This window comes from Pseudomonas sp. TMW22091 (genome assembly GCF_022496705.1).
GTDB classification, from domain to species: domain Bacteria; phylum Pseudomonadota; class Gammaproteobacteria; order Pseudomonadales; family Pseudomonadaceae; genus Aquipseudomonas; species Aquipseudomonas saxonica.
Genome location: NZ_SCFI01000004.1, coordinates 448,284 through 467,233, shown reverse-complemented (window position 1 = coordinate 467,233; position 18,950 = coordinate 448,284). Strand labels below are relative to the sequence as shown.

Below are 18,950 nucleotides of genomic sequence, written 5' to 3'. Positions count from 1 at the left end.
CCCTTTCACGGCGGTAACAGGGGTTCGAGTCCCCTAGGGGACGCCATTATTGCGGGAATAGCTCAGTTGGTAGAGCACGACCTTGCCAAGGTCGGGGTCGCGAGTTCGAGTCTCGTTTCCCGCTCCAAATTTTGTTTTTTGGAGCTACGCAGTTTCAAAAAACACAGAAAAGCAGCCTAAGGGCTGCTTTTTTTGTGCCTGCGTTTTTTAGGTGATGCTTCTCTACAGTCAGTGCTAAGCAAATAACCAATCGATCTGCAAGAAATGCGCAGCTCGCGCCACACAGAGGTGACTTCCACTTCTTTGTTGAACTTCACGATGGCGCATTTTTTTGATCTTGCCCAGCAACGGGACATACAAGCACTGGCCCGCAGTTTTACCGGTCGCACCCAATGGCCAACCTGGCTGTTACTGATCGCGGTTCCCGGCGCATGGTTTGCGTTGCTGTTTTACAGCCCGCTGATAGGTGTCTTCTGGACAACCGTATTACTGATCCCGGTCGTCGTGTTGTGGATGTCAGTGCAACACGAGCTGTTGCATGGTCATCCCACCGCCTTTCAATGGCTGAACAAGTGGCTGGGGTATGCCCCCTTTGCCCTCTGGTACCCGTATACCTTATACCGCGACAGCCACTTGGAGCATCACCGCGACCACGACTTGACGTTGCCCGGCATTGATCCGGAAAGTCGTTACCTCAAGCGTAACCAATGGCTGCAAGCCCCTGCAATAATGCGGGGAGTACTTTGGCTGAACAAAACCGTAGTCGGGCGATTGCTGGTCGGGCCACCGCTGGCGTTGTTCGGCCTGGCGGCAAAAGAGCTCATGCGCTTAGGTCAAGGTGACCGACAGGCATGGCGTATGTGGCTGACGCACGGCTTTTTCACCCTGTTGATGTTTGCTTACATTGCCCATTACAGCGTGTTATCAATTGCTCAATACGTTTTTCTGGTGACGGTCCCCGCACTTTCTGTGGGCGCACTTCGTTCTTACTATGAGCATCGGCCGGCTGTTCTCCCTGAACACCGGACGGTGCTCAATGAAGCTGGCTGGCCATGGCGCTGGTTGTTTCTCAATCTGAATTTGCACTTGGTTCATCATGACCTGCCGGGCTTGCCATGGTTTCATCTGCCCAAGGTCTACAGAGCGCGTCGTGAACAATGGGTACAGCGCAGTGGCGGCTTTCTGGTTGAGGGTTATGGCGTGTTCCTGCGTAACAACAGCGTGCGCGTCATCGACAGCCCGCAGCATCCCTTCAGTTGATAGAGCACGGAACCCACCATGTCTGGACGTTATGCAGAACTCACCATGTACGTTGCTCCGGCGCCCGTGGAAGCGGCTAATCAGCAATGGTTGAAGCGCATCATGGCGCTGTTGGAGCAGACCCGCGAGAGGCCGCAAGATCTTGCCCCATTGGCGCTTTTTCGTGCACCGAACCTATTGTTGGCTCAAACCTGTGGTTACCCATTGGTGACTCAATTGCGCGGGCAGGTGCAACTGATTGGTCGACCTCATTACGACTTGCCTGATAGCACGGCTGGCATGCATTGCAGTTTGATCATCTGCCGCACTACTGATAAGCGCGAAGCGCTCGCTGACTTCAAGGGCAGTCGCGGGGTGGTCAATGACGAACATTCGAACAGCGGCATGAATCTGTTTCGTCATCGATTGGCCCCCTTGCAGGAGGGCGGGCGATTTTTTTCTTCGTTGGGCATGAGTGGCGCGCATCGGCATAGCCTGCAATGGGTAAAGGCGGAGCGTGCGGATCTGGCCGCCATCGACAGCGTCACCTTTGCCTATTTGGCGCGTTACGCTCCCGAGGAAATCGCAGGGTTGCGTGTCGTGGCGCGTACTGCGCCAAGTCCTACGTTGCCCTACATCACCGCGCACACTTCAAGCCATGCCGAGGTGGAGCGCATTCGCGCCGCCATGAACACAGCTCTCAAGCAAATGCCTGAAGTTAGCAGCTGTTTGGGACTGAACGAGGTGTTACCGGCACGTGCGGTGGACTATCAAATACTGCTCGATTATGAGTCTGAAGCGGCGAAGCAGGGTTTTGCCACGTTGTGCTAGGGAAGGGGGCTGACTGCGTTTATATATTCGAAATAGATGTTTAAATATTTTTTTAATATTTAAAAGAAATATAAGCCTTTGCTAGGATCGCTGCACCGGATCACCGGACTGACCGCTATCAACTCATTTTTTGGAGCCTTTATGTCCGGGGCCGACACCTCTCACCGTGAATACGTGAGGCAGCTCTTTAACGCCCACTATTTATGGCTAAGCGCACGTTTGAGCCGCTACCTCAATTCGAGCAGCTACGCTGAAGACATTGCGGCCGATACGTTCGTCCAGTTATTGAGTACCCCTCAAGCCTTGGATATCCGTGAGCCACGGGCTCTGCTGACCACCATTGCACAGCGTCTGATTTACCAGCTCTGGCGCCGTCGTGATGTTGAGCGAGCTTTTTTGATGACGTTATCCAGCAGCGACCTGGACACCGCGCCTTCGCCCGAAACAATGGTGCAGCTTTATCAGGCGTTGGACTGGGTGGAACACCAACTTGATAATTTGCCCGACAAGGTCAAAGCAACCTTTGTGCTTTCTCGTCTCAATGGCATGACCTACACACAAATAGCAGCACAGTTGGGCATTTCTCTGCGTTCAGTCAGCGATTACATGAACCTTGCGCAGAGTCGTTGTTCAAAACCTGACAGCACACTGCTGAAAAGCCGTCCCCCCAAAACAAGAGAATACGTATGAACAGACTAAAAAAGTGGCTCGGTGGCTCGCTTCTGGCGGTTGGGCTCATCGCGCAACCGGCTCTGGCACAAGAGCAGGCAGCGCCTGTTCATTTCGGTGACATCACCTGGGAAAGCGGCAGTCTGATCACAGAAGTACTGCGGTATATCACCGAGCATGGCTACGGTGTCGCGACGGATACCTTGCCTGGCAGCACGGTCAGTCTTGAGGCCGCGCTGGCCAAGAATGATATTCAAGTCATTGGCGAGGAATGGGCAGGACGCAGCCCAGTGTGGGTCAAGGCCGAAGCCGAGGGCAAAGTTTCAGGTTTGGGGGACATCGTCAAAAATGCGAGTGAGGGCTGGTGGGTGCCCGAGTACGTGATCAAGGGCGATCCGGCCAAAGGGATCAAGCCTCTGGCGCCGGACTTGAAATCAGTGGCGGATCTGGCCAAGTACAAAGACGTGTTCCGCGACCAGGAAGACCCGACTCGGGGACGTTTCCTCAATAGCCCGACGGGCTGGACCTCCGAGATTGTTAACAGTCAAAAGCTCAAGGCCTATGGTCTTGACAAGGACTTTGTCAATTTCCGAACCGGTTCAGGCGCGGCGCTGGATGCCGAAGTCAGTTCTTCGATTCGCCGTGGTAAGCCGGTGCTGTTCTACTACTGGTCTCCGACGCCGCTGATTGGTCGTTACAAACTGATCAAGCTGGAAGAGCCCGCCTTTGATGCCGAAGCGTGGAAGACCCTGGCTGACGCCAATAACCCCAACCCAAAAGGCACCCGCTCACTGCCAGCAAAATTGGCCATTGGCGTATCAGCCCCCTTCAAAGCGCAGTATCCGCAGTTGGTTGAGTTCTATGAAAAGGTAGATTTCCCCATCGATTTGCTGAATACCACCTTGGCCCAAATGAGCGAAAAACGCACTGAGCCGCGTAAAGCGGCACAAACGTTTTTGCGTGAACAGCCCAACATCTGGCATGGCTGGGTCACCGCGCAAGCAGCTGAAAAAGTTGATCAAGCACTTAAATCCAACTAACTGATCGAGCGTGGGCATTGAATGTTTCCTGACAACCTGACGTTTTCCATCGCAGGGTGGGTCAATGACGGGGTTGATGCGCTGGTCAGCAATTACGGCGATGTGTTCCGTCACATCTCTGACACGCTGTTATGGGCCATCATCAATCTCGAAAACCTGCTGCGCATGACGCCCTGGTGGCTGATGCTGGCGATAGTCGGCGTTATTGCCTGGCACGCCACACGCAAAGTGGTCAGCACACTGCTGATTGTCGGCTTGCTGTTTTTAGTCGGCGCTGTGGGCCTGTGGGACAAGCTGATGCAAACCTTGGCACTGATGATGGTGGCCACGGTGATTTCAGTGCTGCTGGGTATTCCTCTGGGCATTCTGGCGGCGCGCAATAACCGCCTGCGCGCGGTCATGATGCCGCTGTTGGACATCATGCAGACAATGCCCAGTTTCGTGTACCTGATACCGGTACTGATGTTGTTCGGCTTGGGTAAAGTGCCGGCAATCTTCGCCACGGTCATTTATGCCGTGCCGCCATTGATCCGACTCACCGACCTGGGTTTGCGCCAGGTTGATCGAGAGGTGATGGAAGCGATCAACGCTTTTGGCGCCACCCCGTGGCAACAATTGTTTGGTGTTCAACTGCCGCTGGCTATGCCCAGCATCATGGCAGGCATCAACCAGACCACCATGATGGCACTGTCGATGGTGGTTATTGCCTCGATGATCGGTGCGCGGGGCTTGGGCGAAGATGTACTGGTGGGTATTCAAACCCTCAACGTCGGCAAGGGACTGGAGGCGGGATTAGCCATCGTCATCCTGGCCGTGGTGATTGACCGCATTACTCAAGCGTATGGCCGACCTCGGCATGGCGGTCAGGAGTGAGTGAAGTGGCAGTAAATAAAATAGAAGTACGCAATGTCTTCAAGATATTTGGTCAGCGCGAAAGAGAAGTCATGGCGCTTATTCGCGAGGGCAAAAGCAAAGATGAAGTGCTGGCTAAAACCGGCTGCGCTGTAGGGATCAACAATCTATCGTTGACGATTGATGCAGGTGAAGTCTTTGTCATCATGGGCTTGTCGGGTTCTGGAAAATCGACTCTGGTGCGTCATCTTAATCGGCTGATTGATCCTTCCAGTGGCGAGATTTTGGTAGACGGGCAAAATATTCTTGAATACGACATGCCTGCCTTGCGCCAATTCAGGCGGCATAAAATCAGTATGGTGTTTCAAAGTTTTGGCCTTTTGCCCCATCGCAATGTCCTGGACAACGTGGCCTACGGTTTAAAGGTGCGGGGCGAAAGCCAGGCGCAATGCAATGAGCGTGCGCGGCACTGGGTCTCGGTGGTGGGGTTGCAAGGTTACGAGCAGGCATTTATCCAGCAGCTGTCTGGCGGCATGCGCCAGCGCGTTGGGCTGGCGCGGGCCTTGGCCACCGACACGGACATCATCCTGATGGACGAAGCGTTCAGCGCGCTCGACCCACTGATTCGCGCCGAAATGCAAGACCAACTGCTTGAGCTGCAACGCACGCTGCGAAAGACCATTGTCTTTATCACTCACGATCTGGATGAAGCTCTGCGTATTGGCAACCGTATTGCAATACTCAAGGATGGGCAGTTGATTCAAGTCGGTAGCCCCCAAGAGATCCTGCAGTCTCCGGCCGATGATTACGTGGGCCGTTTTGTTCAACGCCACCATGCTCGTCATTAACATATCCCGTTACCGCCTTGGGTAAGGCGTTCATGCGTTAAATCACAGAAGCGGGCTTAGCCGTCCAAGTGCATCGGCTAAGCCCTTTTTGTTAACTGACGCGATGAGCAGCCCATGAAAGAACTTACAAAAACCCCCGATCTGATAGCGGCATATTCAGTTTTTAGCAGTTTTAACGCCCAGAATTTTGGCCCGCGTCCCAGCTTTCAGGAGGTGGCCAAAGCAGTTTTCAAAAAAGCTCTGATAGATAAGTTTCCGACACTGCCTGTCTCCGTTGCTGATTTGGCGTTGGCAGAGCCATTAACGGCGGTTGATCCGCAGAATCCGCAACCCCGGCATTTTCGTTTTATGGCCCCGGAAGAGGTCATGATTCAGCGGTTTATAGACGACTCGTCCTTCACATTGATAGAGGGCGAGCATCGTCTTACTGCCAGTCGCGATCCTGTGAACCCCGCTGCTCAACGTGTGGGCATGGACAGCCTGCAAGCCATTATCAATGATCAATCCGCAACGTTGATCGAGGCCTACCAACAGGCTGTGGCGCAGTTTTGGAGTGAGCGGTCTGAAGGCAAAAACAGTCCTTTTCAATGGTTGTCCCGGTCACTTAAAGCGGGGGTGAGCTCGACGACTTCAAATCGGCACCGTGAGCCTGCGTTATCGAATGAAAAAGCAGTTTCATTGGCCGTGATTAGCGCTTTCCCAGAAAAAACCGAACGTTTGGGCGTTTCTTCTGAAACCCCGTTACACGCTTACCTGGTCAACATACAAAGCACTGAGAGAACTGGGCCGCAGCGTTTTCAATTACCGGGCACGCTGGTGGTCACACGGGACATGGCCGACCTGTCTTTTATTCTCAGTTATGCCCCTGAGCGAGGCGTTGAGCAGTTTCGGTCAATGCAATGGATGGGTAACAGCTTTATTGAGCGTGTCAGAGAGCGAGTGGCGGCGTCTCTGTTTACATGGACCTTGTACGAACCGCAGGGCGATATTTTTGAATCATTGGCCCTGACCTTGCTCGATGCGCAGCTTTATTCAATAAAAAAGCTGGGGCAAACCGCGCAGACCGAACGCTGGAGTGTGCCGCGGCTGGTGCGGGCGTTAGATGAAGCGGGCGCCCGGTTACCACTCTTTGATTCGCAAGACCGTACTTACCTTGAGCATGTACTCACCAACTTGCCACCGTGGCTGCAGCAGGCAGCCCCTGACGATCAGTTGTCATACAGCGAACTGTTATCGGCTCAAATCTTTTGGCAGCAAAAAACCAAGGGTCGCACTTTTCTTGAGGGGATAGATGCTTTACCCGCGTACGCCCAGCAGATGCTGACGCAGCGACTTCATCTCGATCATCCCGAGGAACGGGTCGATGTGACGAACCTGCAAGTCATCGAGCTGACTGTTGAAAACGTGCAAATGCCGCAGTTCAACCTGGAACCTACCTCCCTTGTGGAGTTTGCCTTGAGTTACAGAGGTGGATGGCCTGTCGGGTTGATTGAGGTTGGCGACAGTCAGGGCAGGCCGGTGCCAGAGTGGCTAACCGGCGGCTACGTTAAAAATCTGATTGATGAACTGGATATAAGTACCCATTACATCGAACTCATCAAGGGTTTGTTAATTGATGATGAAGCCGGGCTTGTCGAGCGACAGGCTTTGTTCAAATCGCAGATCAGCGTGCAGTTATCGATGTTGGCGCTCGAGAAAAAAATCAAGGGCGAAGATGGATTTACTGCGCAAGGCTGGCAAATTGTGGCGCGCCTCATGCGTCCTGATGACGAGATGGTCGTGGGTAATTGCAATGTCTGTGTTCGACCTTTGGGGTTCCATGCTTATGAAGGATCTGCCATTGATCCGGTAGCCAATATGTATGTATTGGGCCCATACGATATCGAGACCGGGCCTTTTATCCTGTATCGGCCTTTGACACCTGATCCATTGGTTGAGTTTGCGACCTGGGACGCACTGCTGGAGGGGATCAATCAGCCTGGCGAACTTCAGGAGAGTGTATTGGCCTGGCTTGATGAGCGCGCGCATGACTTTTATGCCGACGGCGGTTTTGAACGTCCGCACCTTGAGAGTGTATTGAACGAAGGCTTTTTAGCGTGGTTGCCAAGAAGCCCGGCGAGGTTGAGTACTCAACGCATAGTCGGCGATTACTTTGAGGCGATGTATCAGTCTCATGCCCAAGCGTTGATGACCTTGGCAGATAAGCAAACGGTGTCGGCCTCCGAGCGGCGCTGGGCATCGATCAAGCGTTATGGATGGAGCCTGTTCAATGGATTGACCTTTTTCATCAGTGGGCCGCTGCAAAAAGCCGCATGGATTTTTCAAACGTTGCTAAGCCTTGATGCCGGTCTTCAGGCCCGTCTTCAGGGTGATAAAGACGCTGCCATGCAAACCGTCATCGATTTACTGTTCAACATCAGTTTGGCTTTGTTGCACGAAGGCCTGAATTTTCGGCACACGGCTAACGAAAAGTGGCGACTCGAAGCCCCGGTGGATGAGCCGATGCTCTCGGTTTACCCAGATAAGAAACCTGAGCCTGACATGATTTCGCAGGCGCCTGCGCTGGTTCAGAAAAAGCTGCCTGATCTTCATACCCCGCAAACCATTGCTGAGTACTCCTCCTTGGATTATTCCTGGTTCAGTTCGTCAGTACGTTTAACACCTGCTCTTCGGGCTGCACTGGACACCTTTGCGGTGGAGGTCGATCTGACGCAAGGCATGCGTGTAGAAGAGGGACCGTTAAAGGGCTTGATCAAGCTTCAAGATCAGTACTGTGTGCAGTTGGAGGATAAAACGTATTTCGTAAGTGTTGACTCCGACAGTGTGGTGATTCACAAGGCGGATGGCACAGGAGTAGCTGGCCCCCGCCTTAAAGGCAGCCCTTCGGGTGAGTGGCGTCTTGATCTGCGGTTGGGCTTACGTGGAGGGGGGCCTAAAAAAACCATTCAGGCGCTACGTGCTAAAAATACTGAAACCGTGAACAGGTTGATTGAGCAAGCCGAAAATATTCAGAGTGTTGTCAATCGTCGCGAGATGGCCATGGTTATCCTGGAAGGTGTATTGGATACAGACATTGAGCGCAGAGACGTACATTTGGATCGCTTCGAGGGCGAGTTGGCCGAATGGCGAAAAAATGTGTTGGAAATTCTCAGGTTGATGGATGAGGCTAATAAAGTAGTTCCCATTGATAATCATGAAGAAACGACCCAAAGTACGTGGGAGCGCCTGGTTCTCAAGACGTTCAGGTATCAGAATATATTGGAGGAATATTTACGAGCCTTGACAGTTCGTAATTCTCACGCTGATTACGAATTGTCGATGAAGTCCGTGCTTGATCATTTGGCAGCAGGAGTCAAGGCGCCTTATGAAGAGTGGGTGGCTAGTTTGGCAGTTGCAGAGCGGATGGAGCGTCGCCTGTTCATGAATTCCATCCTCGAAGTAGAAGCGCTGGAACATGTTAAAAAAAGACCGGTGCCTAAAAATAATCCGTTGGCAGAAATCATTAATAAGCCACATCAAGAAAATTTTGATAGGCATTGGGGGGCTTCCTATTTAGAAACGTTGTGTGAACTATTGATTCGACGGGGAGGCGAGAACTTGATGCCCGAAGAACAGCACGCGTTTGATTTGTTCGGGCAGGGGACACTGGTAGATACCGCCTGGTCACAATTTAACCTGCACCGTGAATCTCACGGTTTTGCGGCTGATCATCTCGATTTTTTTGACAATGTACTGCAGCGCTATGACGCTGCAGAGGCTGTCTGCATGAATCTGTTGGAATTGAATTCTGACCATTTCCGAAATGAATACCTTCCCTCAATGCTGCATTTGATCAAGCATTTGCGGACTTTTGCTGAGCAGCAAATGGCTTCCGTCATTATTGATTCTGAAAGTTCATCCTCTGAAATTGATGAGCCGAGGCCTGGTCCTAGTCGAAAAGCGAGTACCCCACAAACAGAGCCCCGCGGGAAAAAAACTCAGCGAATTATCAAAACCAAAGAAAAACAGATGCTGGTCGGGACGTTGCGTGATTCGAGTTCAGAGTCGGGAGAAGAGATTGTCGATGTCGTGGAGGGTATGGATGCGTTGAAGATTCATTCCTATCGAAAAATGACCAGTGGTGAGTGGGAACCCATAGGTCCACAGCGGCCGTCCACATTACAGGCAACCCACGTCAAGACGTTATCCAGGCTTGAGTTGGAGGCTAGAACATTACTGGGGCAGTTTCGCAACGCGATTGCCAGTGCGCGCGCAAGTGCCGAGTTTTCCAGAATACCGGTTGAAATCCAGGAAATTTTAGACTTTAAAGCCATATCCCTTGAGGAGGTGGCCTCCCAGATGGACGCAGTTATTCAGTCCGCCAGCACTGAGGTTGAGGCGCTCAGTGATGAGCGCAGAGTTGCAGCCAATGCGATGAGTCACAATCTTAAAGAAGGTGCCACCCGATTGAGGGAAGAAGGGCGTAATCTTCGAGTGAGTATTATTAAACGCCTGCCGCCGACGGGGCAAAATGTTGATTACTTAAACAACCAGGGCGTTATTGAAATCGCCCGTCTTGGCCCAAGAAAACATTTAACCAAAGGACAAAGAAAAGATTACCTTCAGGAATATGTCATTAAAGATCTGGAGGGAAAAGAACTATGGTTTGCTCATTTTCATTACAAAACCATGGACGCTCCGGCAAGAGAGTTCGATGTAGCGCATTTGAAAACTGCTGAGCAGCGTACATTGAGTGAAAAAACCCTCTATGCCAAAGCTCAAAGTTCCAAGGATTATGTGGAGGTCTATCGAGCTAAACTAGATCCAGTGTTGGCCGATCGTCTTTTTTTAGCGCCCTCACCCTAAAACGCGCGCAGACTTGAGCGGGTATTGTGATTTTTACGCTGTAGTGCAAGTAAGGCAAAGGCCCGTCCGAAAAACGGACGGGCCTTTAAAGTTGGGTATAACAAAGGCGCTTAGTGTTGTGTGCTTTCTTCAGCTACCGGCATTGCCATAAACTGCTTTTCCTGATTCCAGTCGAACGGTTCGCCATTAACTTCGGCTTCATGGCGACGCTCTTCCAGGGCCTGGTACATGTCCAGTTCTTCATCTGAGAGGAAGTTAAAGCACGCGCCGCCGAAAAACCACAGCAGGTCGCGAGGCACCAGGTGAGCAATTTGCGGGTAGCGCTCAATGACTTGGCACATGATGTCCTGGCCCAAGTACTGACTCTCGATGGGGTCGACGGGCAACGCTGCGCGCATATCATCGAAACGTTCCAGAAAAAGCGCGTGGCTTTCTTCGGGAATTTGCTCGGCATCACCCACAGCAACCAAAATGCTACGCAAAATGTCGAGCAGAACAAGATTGTGGTTGAGATCGTTGGTGGCCATTGCGGTGTCCTCTAAAGCAAAACGGGCGCGAGAGTATAAAGCTCTGCGCGCCCGCTGTCGTGCTAGCGAATTTTTCCTTCGCTGTGAGTCAGTTCTTCTTTGGAGAAGTCGTCGACATCGATCACCTTGCGCCGCGCGGTTTGCGCAGCGCGTAACGTCTGGGCTTCATCGGCTTGCAGAACGCCTGCCTGAAGGGCCGAATCGATGGCCGGTTCGCCTGCTGCCGGTTTGAGCTGGCCACTTTTGAGGGCTTGATGCAGTTTTTTGTGCACCGGCTGGGCGTTGCGCAGCATATCGCTGGCATGTTGCAAGGCGCCTACGGCATCGTCGGGTGATTGCGGACGATAGCAGCCCGCCAGTATGGCTTCGAGTGCCGGATCGCCCTTGGCACGGCCCAGTACCGCAGCGACCTCAGCATCGAGAGCGTCAGAAGGACCGGTATGGCGGCGCCCAAACGGGAACACGATGCCACGCAACAAGAAGCCTAATGGGCGACTCGGGAAGTTTCTCAACAGTTCATCCAGTGCGCGTTCGGCATGCCCCAGGCTTTCTTCCATTGCCCACTTGAACAGCGGGTTCAGGTGCTCGGGCGAGCCAAGGTCGTGATAGCGCTTGAGTGCCGCCGACGCCAGGTACATGTGGCTGAGCACGTCACCCAGTCGCGCCGAAAGGCGCTCACGACGCTTCAACTCGCCGCCCAGCAGCATCATGCTCAGATCGGCAAGCAGGGCAAAGGCGGCTGCCTGGCGGTTCAGTGCGCGGAAGTAACCTTGGCTCAGGGCATCGCCGGGCACGTGATCAAAGCGCCCAAGGCCCAGATTCAGTACCAGCGTACTGGCTGCATTGCTTAGCGCAAAACCGATGTGCTTGAGCAGCAAACCGTCAAACTCCAACAAGGCCTGATCTTTGTCTTCGCGGCTGGCAAGTGCCATTTCCTTGAGTACAAAGGGGTGGCAGCGAATTGCACCCTGACCAAAGATCATCAGATTTCGCGACAGGATGTTGGCACCTTCCACAGTGATGAAAATCGGCGCGCCTTGCCAGTTACGGCCCAAATAGTTGTTAGGCCCCATGATGATGCCCTTGCCGCCGTGGACATCCATCGCGTGGCCAATGCATTCACGGCCACGCTCGGTCAGGTGGTATTTGAGAATGGCCGACAGTACAGAGGGTTTTTCACCCAGATCCACTGCATTGGCCGTCAGGATACGGGCGCTGTCCATCAGCCAGGCATTGCCGCCAATCCGGGCCAGTGCTTCTTGAATACCTTCGAAAGCGGCCAGAGGAACATTGAACTGTTCGCGAATTTGAGCGTATTGGCCGGTCACCAAGCTGGTGAATTTGGCCGCACCTGTGCCGACTGCAGGCAGCGAGATGGAACGCCCGACGGACAGGCAGTTCATCAGCATCATCCAGCCTTTGCCGAGCATGTCCTGACCACCGATCAGGTAATCCAGCGGGATAAAAACGTCCTTCCCCGAGTTCGGCCCATTCATGAAGGCGGCACCCAAGGGCAGGTGGCGGCGGCCGATTTCCACACCGGGGGTGTCTGTCGGTATCAGCGCGAGGCTGATGCCCAAGTCGTCTTTGTCGCCCAGCAGATGCTCGGGGTCATACGCCTTGAATGCCAGGCCGAGCAACGTAGCCACCGGGCCAAGGGTTATGTAGCGTTTTTCCCAATTCAGGCGCAGCCCGATGACTTCTTCTCCCTGCCATTGGCCTTTGCAAATAATGCCGGTGTCGGGCATCGCACCAGCATCCGAACCGGCCAGCGGGCCGGTCAAGGCAAAGCACGGGATATCGTCGCCGCGGGCCAGGCGCGGCAGGTAATGGTTGCGCTGTTCATCGGTGCCGTAATGCAGCAGCAGTTCAGCCGGGCCCAGCGAGTTAGGCACCATGACGGTCGAGGCAAGGTCGCCGCTGCGGGTGGCGAGTTTCATCGCTACCTGCGAGTGGGCATACGCTGAGAAGCCTTTACCGCCGAATTCCTTGGGAATGATCAAGGCAAAAAAGCCGTGAGTCTTGATGTGCGCCCACGCTTCGGGGGGCAAATCCATCGCCTGGCCTATTTCCCAGTCGCTGACCATTGCACACAGCTCTTCGGTAGGGCCGTCGATAAACGCCTGCTCTTCGTCGGTCAGCTGAGCTTTGGGATAAGCCAGTAGTTGTTCCCAATCCGGGCGGCCACTGAACAACTCGCCATCCCACCAGACCGTGCCAGCGTCAATCGCATCGCGCTCGGTTTGCGACATGGGCGGCAAGGTTTTCTGGAACCAGCTGAACAACGGGGCAGTGAACATTTTGCGCCGCAGATCAGGCAGTAACATCAGGGCGGCAGGAACGGCCAGCAGGATCCACAGGATGGCCAACAACCAGCCCGACACATGGCCAATGACCCCCATGGCCAGCAGGTACACCGCGACCACACTGATAATCGTCAAAGGGGCGACGCGTCGATGGGCCAGCCAGGCGATGCCCACGATCAACACCAATATCCACAACAACAGCATATTCAATCCTCCATGAAGCCAAGGTCGGGATCCCTGAGTCTAGAACACCGTATTAAGTGTGACTGCGTGCAAGAGGCGCAGTTCACCATCACGGCGTAGACTCCCCTGGCGTCTATCAATCAGGAGTCTGGTCATGCTGAAAGTGTGGGGTCGCAAGAATTCGTCGAATGTCAGAAAAGTATTGTGGTGCATTGAGGAACTGGCACTGACTTACAGCAGGGAAGAGGCGGGCGGTGTCTTTGGTGTGGTCGACAGCCCGGAGTATCGTGTGTTGAACCCCAATGGCCGTGTGCCCATGATTCAGGACGATGACTTTGTCCTGTGGGAATCTAACGCCATCGTCAGGTATCTGGCGGCAGAGTACGGCGATGATACGTCGTGGTATCCGCTCGTTAATCGGGTCAGGGCTCAAGCGGACAAGTGGATGGACTGGACAACGGCCTCCTTTGCCGTAGCGTTTCGCGATGTGTTTTGGGGTGTCTTGCGCACCCCGGCCGAAGAGCAGGATTGGGTCAAAATCAACGCTGCCATTAAAGAGAGCGCTGAGTTGTTGGTGATCGCCGATCAGGCCCTGAGTGAAAAGCCTTACCTCTCGGGTGAGGAAATTGGCATGGGTGACATTCCGCTGGGTTCTTTCATCTACGCCTGGTTTGAAATGCCTATAGAGCGTCCGCCGCTGCCCCATCTGGAAGCGTGGTATGAGCGGCTGAAACTGCGTCCGGCCTACCGTAGCGCCGTGATGACCGCGTTGACTTAATAGACACTATTAACACGGGTGACTGTACTTGTGCGGCAAGGCCAAGCACCATGGGTGGTGTTAAATGGCCTTGTCGGACTTGTCTTACAGACAGTCCGCCCTCATTGAGTCATCCCCATTCCCCCACCTTGGTGCGTAATCCGATATGAGTTCCGCTCTGTCCATACGGCAGCTAACCAAAACCTACGGCAACGGTTTCCAGGCCCTGAGTGGTATCGATCTGGATGTGGCCGAAGGTGATTTTTTCGCCTTGCTCGGCCCCAACGGTGCCGGCAAATCCACCACCATTGGCATTCTGTCCACACTGGTCAACAAGACCGGCGGCACGGTCAATGTGTTTGGTAATGACCTTGACCGCCAACCTGCTGCGCTCAAACGCTGCATTGGTGTGGTGCCGCAGGAGTTCAACTTCAACCAGTTTGAAAAGACCTTCGACATTGTTGTGACCCAAGCGGGTTACTACGGCATTCCCCCCAAAGTTGCCAAGGAACGAGCGGAAAAGTACCTGACGCAGTTGGGACTTTGGGACAAGCGCGATACGCCTTCGCGTTCATTGTCGGGTGGTATGAAGCGCCGCTTGATGATTGCCCGGGCTTTGGTGCATGAGCCGCGTCTGTTGATCCTTGATGAGCCGACGGCGGGGGTGGACATTGAGCTGCGTCGCTCGATGTGGAGTTTTCTCACCGGTTTGAATGAGCAAGGCACCACCATCATTCTGACCACGCATTATCTGGAGGAGGCTGAGCAGCTGTGCCGCAATATCGGCATCATCGACCACGGCACCATTGTCGAAAACACCAGCATGCGCAATCTGCTGGGACAGCTGCATGTCGAGACCTTTTTGCTCGACTTGAAATATCCATTGTCAGCGAGCCCGCAGTTGATCGGCTACCCCAGTCAGTTGCTTGACGCCCACACCCTGGAAGTCCAGGTGGATAAGGTGGTCGGCATTACCGGGTTGTTCACTCAATTGGCCGCGCAAAACATCGAAGTGGTGAGTCTGCGCAATAAAACCAATCGCCTTGAGGAGTTGTTTGTGTCGCTGGTCGAGAAAAACCTGGCAAAGGTGGCGGTATGAGTTCAGAGCTGCGTCCCAACCTGATTGCACTGAACACCATTATCTACCGCGAAGTTCGCCGTTTTATGCGGATCTGGCCGCAGACATTGCTACCGCCTGCGATCACCATGGTGCTGTACTTCGTCATCTTCGGGAATCTGATCGGTCGGCAAATTGGCGATATGGGCGGATTCACGTACATGGAGTACATCGTGCCCGGCTTGATCATGATGTCGGTGATCACCAACTCCTACGGCAACGTGGTGTCGAGCTTCTTCGGCAGCAAGTTCCAGCGCTCCATTGAAGAACTGATGGTGTCGCCCGTATCCCCTCACACGATCCTGATCGGCTTTACCGTGGGCGGGATCCTGCGCGGATTGATCGTGGGATTGATCGTCACATTGTTGTCGTTGTTTTTTACCCACCTTCAGGTGCATCACCTGGGGTTGACCATTGTAGTGGTAGTGCTGACGGCCACGATCTTTTCGTTGCTGGGGTTTATTAACGCCGTATTTGCGCGCAACTTCGACGATATTTCGATTATCCCGACTTTCGTGCTGACGCCGTTGACCTATCTGGGCGGGGTGTTTTACTCGATCACCTTGTTGCCGCCGTTCTGGCAGAGTGTGTCGCTGGCCAACCCGGTGCTGCACATGGTCAACGCCTTTCGCTACGGCATCCTCGGTGTCTCCGATATTAAGATCAGCGTTGCGCTGACCTTTATGGTGATTGCGACCATCGTGTTGTATATCGGTTGCGCCCGACTGCTGGTCAGTGGGCGGGGCATGCGCCAGTAAAGGTGTAGTTTTATATCGATGGCCCCTTTTGGGGCCATTTTTCATGGGCGATTGTTTTTACGTTTGCCCCACTTACGGCTAACCCACCAACGCCAGTACAGCATGGTCAGGCAATAAGCCAGCGCCCCGAAAACTACGCCACATACAACCGAGCCCAATAAAAACGGCTGCCACACAGTGGAAAGCTGAGCGCTGATCCATTCCCAGGTCAGTTCATCGGGCAAGGTGCGCGCGGGCACATTCATCAACCAGGCACCCAGCTTGTAGGTGCAATAAAACACCGGCGGCATGGTGATGGGGTTGGTCAGCCAGACCAGCCCTACAGAGATAGGCATGTTGCTGCGTACGTTAATTGCCAGAAAGGCGGCCAGCAGCATCTGAAAGGGCATGGGGATAAAGGCTGCGAAAATCCCTACAGCCATTGCCCTTGCCACAGAGTGTCGATTGAGATGCCAGAGATTCGGGTCATGCAGCAGTGTGCCCAAAAATCGTAAGGATTTATGTTCCCTAATCAGGGCCGGATCTGGCATGAAACGTTTGATCAAACGCCGTGGCATGGGCCTCTCCCTCAGTCAAGGGGCCAGTATGACCAAATTCGGCCGGATGCCTATTCAGACTTTGTGACAATTATTTAAGTGCCAGAAGTGGGTTTGAGCTAATCCGGGTGATGGGAAACTTTTGGACGGACGATGCACACAGGGATGTTGGCGCTGGCGTCGGGCTTGATTGCCTTGCGCTTTTTACCGGTACTGCCACCGGTGTGGTGTGTTTATCTGTTGCTGGCCGCAGGGCTGGTGTTGCTGATTGGGCGCAGGTATCCGGCCGGTTTGTTTTTGCTTGGAGTGGGTTGGGCCTGCATACAAGGGCAATCGGCCCTTGATGATCGATTGCCGCCTGCATTCGACGGGCGAACGTTTTGGGTCGAGGGGCGTGTGGTCGGACTGCCACAACCCACGGACAGGGGCGTGCGTTTCGAGCTGCAAGGCGCCCATTCGCGGCACGTCGAATTGCCGGAGACCCTGCTACTGAGCTGGTGGGGCGGGCCGTCGGTCAACAGTGGCGAGCGGTGGCGATTGGCGGTCACGCTCAAGCGCCCTAAAGGGTTGCTCAATCCGCAGGGGTTCGACTATCAGGCGTGGTTACTGGCCAAGGGCGTCGGCGCGACCGGGTCGGTCAAAGATGGCCAGCTCATCTCCCCAGCCACCCATGCATGGCGTGATGGGTTGCGCCAGCGCCTGCTCGGCACGGATGCCAACGGTCGTGCGCCGTGGCTGGCTGCGCTGGTCATGGGCGATGGTTCGGGTCTGAGTCGCGATGATTGGCAACTGCTGCAAGCGACCGGTACCGTCCATTTATTGGTGATTTCCGGGCAACACATCGGCCTGTTTGCCGGTTTGCTCTATGGCCTTGTCGCACTGCTGGCACGCTACGGGGTATGGCCCCGTCGACTGCCGTGGTTGCCTTGGGCGTGCGGGCTGGCGTTTGTCGGGGCGACGGGCTACGGCCTGTTGGCGGGGTTTGAGGTGCCGGTGCAGCGTGCCTGCGTGATGCTCGGGCTGGTATTGCTGTGGCGGTTACGCTTTCGTCATTTGGGCGTGTGGATGCCATATTTACTCGCGTTCAATACCGTTTTGATAGTCGATCCGCTGGCGAGCCTGAAGCCTGGTTTGTGGTTGTCCTTTGGTGCGGTGGCCGTGTTGATATTTACTTTTGGCTCACGCTTGGGGCCGTGGGGCTGGCGAGCTGCATGGCTTCGGCCGCAAGGGCTCATCGCTCTGGGGTTATTCCCGCTGTTATGGATACTGGGCTTGCCCATCAGTTTGAGCGGGCCATTGGCCAATCTGGTCGCCGTGCCCTGGATCAGTCTGCTGGTGCTGCCTACGGCGTTATTGGGTACATTCCTGCTGCCGGTGCCGTGGCTGGGTGAGAGCTTGCTCTGGCTGTCGGGCGGATTGCTGGATGTGTTGATCCGCGGGTTGAGCCTGTTATCGGGTGTGATCACACCCTGGTTGCCCATAGAAGTGCCTGTGTACGTCTGGCTATTGACCGTCATCGGCGTCTTGATTCTGCTATTGCCTGCCGGTGTCGTGCTTCGGCCGCTGGGTTGGCCGCTGGCGCTGCTGGCCGTTTTTGCGCCGCGCGAGCAGATACCCCACGGCCAAGCCCAGGTGTTGCAACTGGATGTCGGGCAGGGATTGGCGATGGTCTTGCGCACCCGTAATCACACACTTTTGTACGATGCGGGGCCGAAAGTCAGGGATTTGGATCAAGGCGAGCGGGTAGTGGTACCCGTGTTGCGTTCGTTGGGGGTTAAGGCGCTGGATGTGATGTTGATCAGTCACGCCGACTCGGATCACGCGGGAGGAGCCCTCGCGGTATATCGCGGCATGAAGGTTGCGCGAGTCATCAGCGGTGATGTGCCGGGGTTGCCTGCGCCATTGCAGGCGCAGCCTTGCCGCACCGATGAGCGCTGGGAGTGGGATGGGGTACGGTTTTCCCTATGGCAGTGGCAAGAGGCAAAGGACAGTAATCAGAAATCTTGCGTATTGCAGGTAGAAGCCCGCGGTGAACGGCTGTTGCTCACGGGCGACATTGACACTCATGCTGAACGAGCCTTGCTGAAATCTTCGCTGGCGGTTCCTACGCAGTGGCTACAAGCTCCGCACCACGGCAGCCGAACCTCATCTTCAATGGTGTTTCTCAAAGCACTGGCGCCCGGTGCGGTATTGATTTCCCGAGGCCATGGCAATACGTTTGGCCATCCGCATCCTCTCGTGTTGGCGCGTTATCAGGCGCTGGGGATGCAAGTGCTCGACAGTGCCCAGCAAGGAGCTATCACGTTTAGATTGGGCGCCTTTGGTTCGGCAAAGAGTTTTCAAGAGCGGCGCCGGTTTTGGCGTGATTAAATCTGCCAAGCCGGGTGTAACCAGTGCCTGGAACGCCAGTCGTGCAGTCGCTGACGAGGTACCAAGCTGCCA

Annotated in this window: 14 protein-coding genes and 1 tRNA gene; 12 read left to right on the top strand and 3 right to left on the bottom strand. The window is 54.5% G+C overall.

Annotated elements, in window-relative coordinates:
• The first annotated feature begins 51 nt into the window (after positions 1-51).
• From EQV93_RS11110 to EQV93_RS11075, 8 genes are all read left to right on the top strand, one after another.
• Positions 52-127: transfer RNA gene (locus tag EQV93_RS11110), tRNA-Gly, on the top strand.
• Positions 128-318: 191 nt separating this feature from the next.
• A complete protein-coding gene (locus EQV93_RS11105) occupies positions 319-1,260 on the top strand; it encodes a fatty acid desaturase (protein WP_240891562.1) in 942 nt (313 codons plus the stop codon).
• A gap of 18 nt (positions 1,261-1,278) precedes the next feature.
• Entirely contained in the window at positions 1,279-2,070 is a 792-nt protein-coding gene (locus EQV93_RS11100; RefSeq protein ID WP_146426745.1) for a phosphate/phosphite/phosphonate ABC transporter substrate-binding protein, read from the top strand.
• 141 nt (positions 2,071-2,211) lie between these two features.
• A complete protein-coding gene (locus EQV93_RS11095) occupies positions 2,212-2,760 on the top strand; it encodes a sigma-70 family RNA polymerase sigma factor (protein WP_240891561.1) in 549 nt (182 codons plus the stop codon).
• A complete protein-coding gene (locus tag EQV93_RS11090) occupies positions 2,757-3,779 on the top strand; it encodes an ABC transporter substrate-binding protein (protein WP_122783928.1) in 1,023 nt (340 codons plus the stop codon). The genes EQV93_RS11095 and EQV93_RS11090 overlap by 4 nt, the downstream gene beginning before the upstream one ends.
• 21 nt (positions 3,780-3,800) lie before the next feature.
• On the top strand, positions 3,801-4,652 hold the full coding sequence (locus EQV93_RS11085) for an ABC transporter permease (RefSeq protein WP_122783929.1): 852 nt from the start codon (positions 3,801-3,803) through the stop codon (positions 4,650-4,652).
• Positions 4,653-4,657: 5 nt separating this feature from the next.
• Entirely contained in the window at positions 4,658-5,479 is an 822-nt protein-coding gene (locus EQV93_RS11080; protein ID WP_425281161.1) for a quaternary amine ABC transporter ATP-binding protein, read from the top strand.
• Between the two features lie 114 nt (positions 5,480-5,593).
• Positions 5,594-10,324, top strand: coding sequence for a dermonecrotic toxin domain-containing protein (locus EQV93_RS11075; RefSeq protein ID WP_240891560.1), 4,731 nt, complete (start codon positions 5,594-5,596; stop codon positions 10,322-10,324).
• 110 nt (positions 10,325-10,434) lie between these two features.
• On the opposite strand, the gene EQV93_RS11070 is transcribed toward EQV93_RS11075, so the two are convergent.
• Positions 10,435-10,851: a PA2817 family protein gene (locus tag EQV93_RS11070; RefSeq protein WP_122783932.1), complete on the bottom strand. Its 417-nt coding sequence runs from the start codon at positions 10,849-10,851 to the stop codon at positions 10,435-10,437.
• 62 nt (positions 10,852-10,913) lie between these two features.
• Entirely contained in the window at positions 10,914-13,361 is a 2,448-nt protein-coding gene (locus tag EQV93_RS11065) for an acyl-CoA dehydrogenase (protein WP_240891559.1), read from the bottom strand.
• Positions 13,362-13,494: 133 nt separating this feature from the next.
• On the opposite strand from EQV93_RS11065, the gene EQV93_RS11060 reads away from it, so the two are divergent.
• The 3 genes from EQV93_RS11060 (at position 13,495) to EQV93_RS11050 (ending at position 15,972) form a co-directional block, all read left to right on the top strand.
• Entirely contained in the window at positions 13,495-14,118 is a 624-nt protein-coding gene (locus tag EQV93_RS11060; protein ID WP_146426792.1) for a glutathione S-transferase, read from the top strand.
• 145 nt (positions 14,119-14,263) lie between these two features.
• Positions 14,264-15,196: an ABC transporter ATP-binding protein gene (locus tag EQV93_RS11055; protein ID WP_122783935.1), complete on the top strand. Its 933-nt coding sequence runs from the start codon at positions 14,264-14,266 to the stop codon at positions 15,194-15,196.
• Positions 15,193-15,972: an ABC transporter permease gene (locus tag EQV93_RS11050; RefSeq protein WP_146383910.1), complete on the top strand. Its 780-nt coding sequence runs from the start codon at positions 15,193-15,195 to the stop codon at positions 15,970-15,972. The genes EQV93_RS11055 and EQV93_RS11050 overlap by 4 nt, the downstream gene beginning before the upstream one ends.
• A 41-nt stretch (positions 15,973-16,013) precedes the next feature.
• Here the strand turns inward: EQV93_RS11050 and EQV93_RS11045 are convergent, their stop codons facing one another.
• On the bottom strand, positions 16,014-16,529 hold the full coding sequence (locus EQV93_RS11045; RefSeq protein ID WP_240891558.1) for a DUF2062 domain-containing protein: 516 nt from the start codon (positions 16,527-16,529) through the stop codon (positions 16,014-16,016).
• A 132-nt stretch (positions 16,530-16,661) separates the two neighbouring features.
• On the opposite strand from EQV93_RS11045, the gene EQV93_RS11040 reads away from it, so the two are divergent.
• Positions 16,662-18,878, top strand: a complete 2,217-nt coding sequence (locus EQV93_RS11040) for a DNA internalization-related competence protein ComEC/Rec2 (RefSeq protein WP_240891557.1) — start codon at positions 16,662-16,664, stop codon at positions 18,876-18,878.
• Positions 18,879-18,950 lie beyond the last annotated feature (72 nt).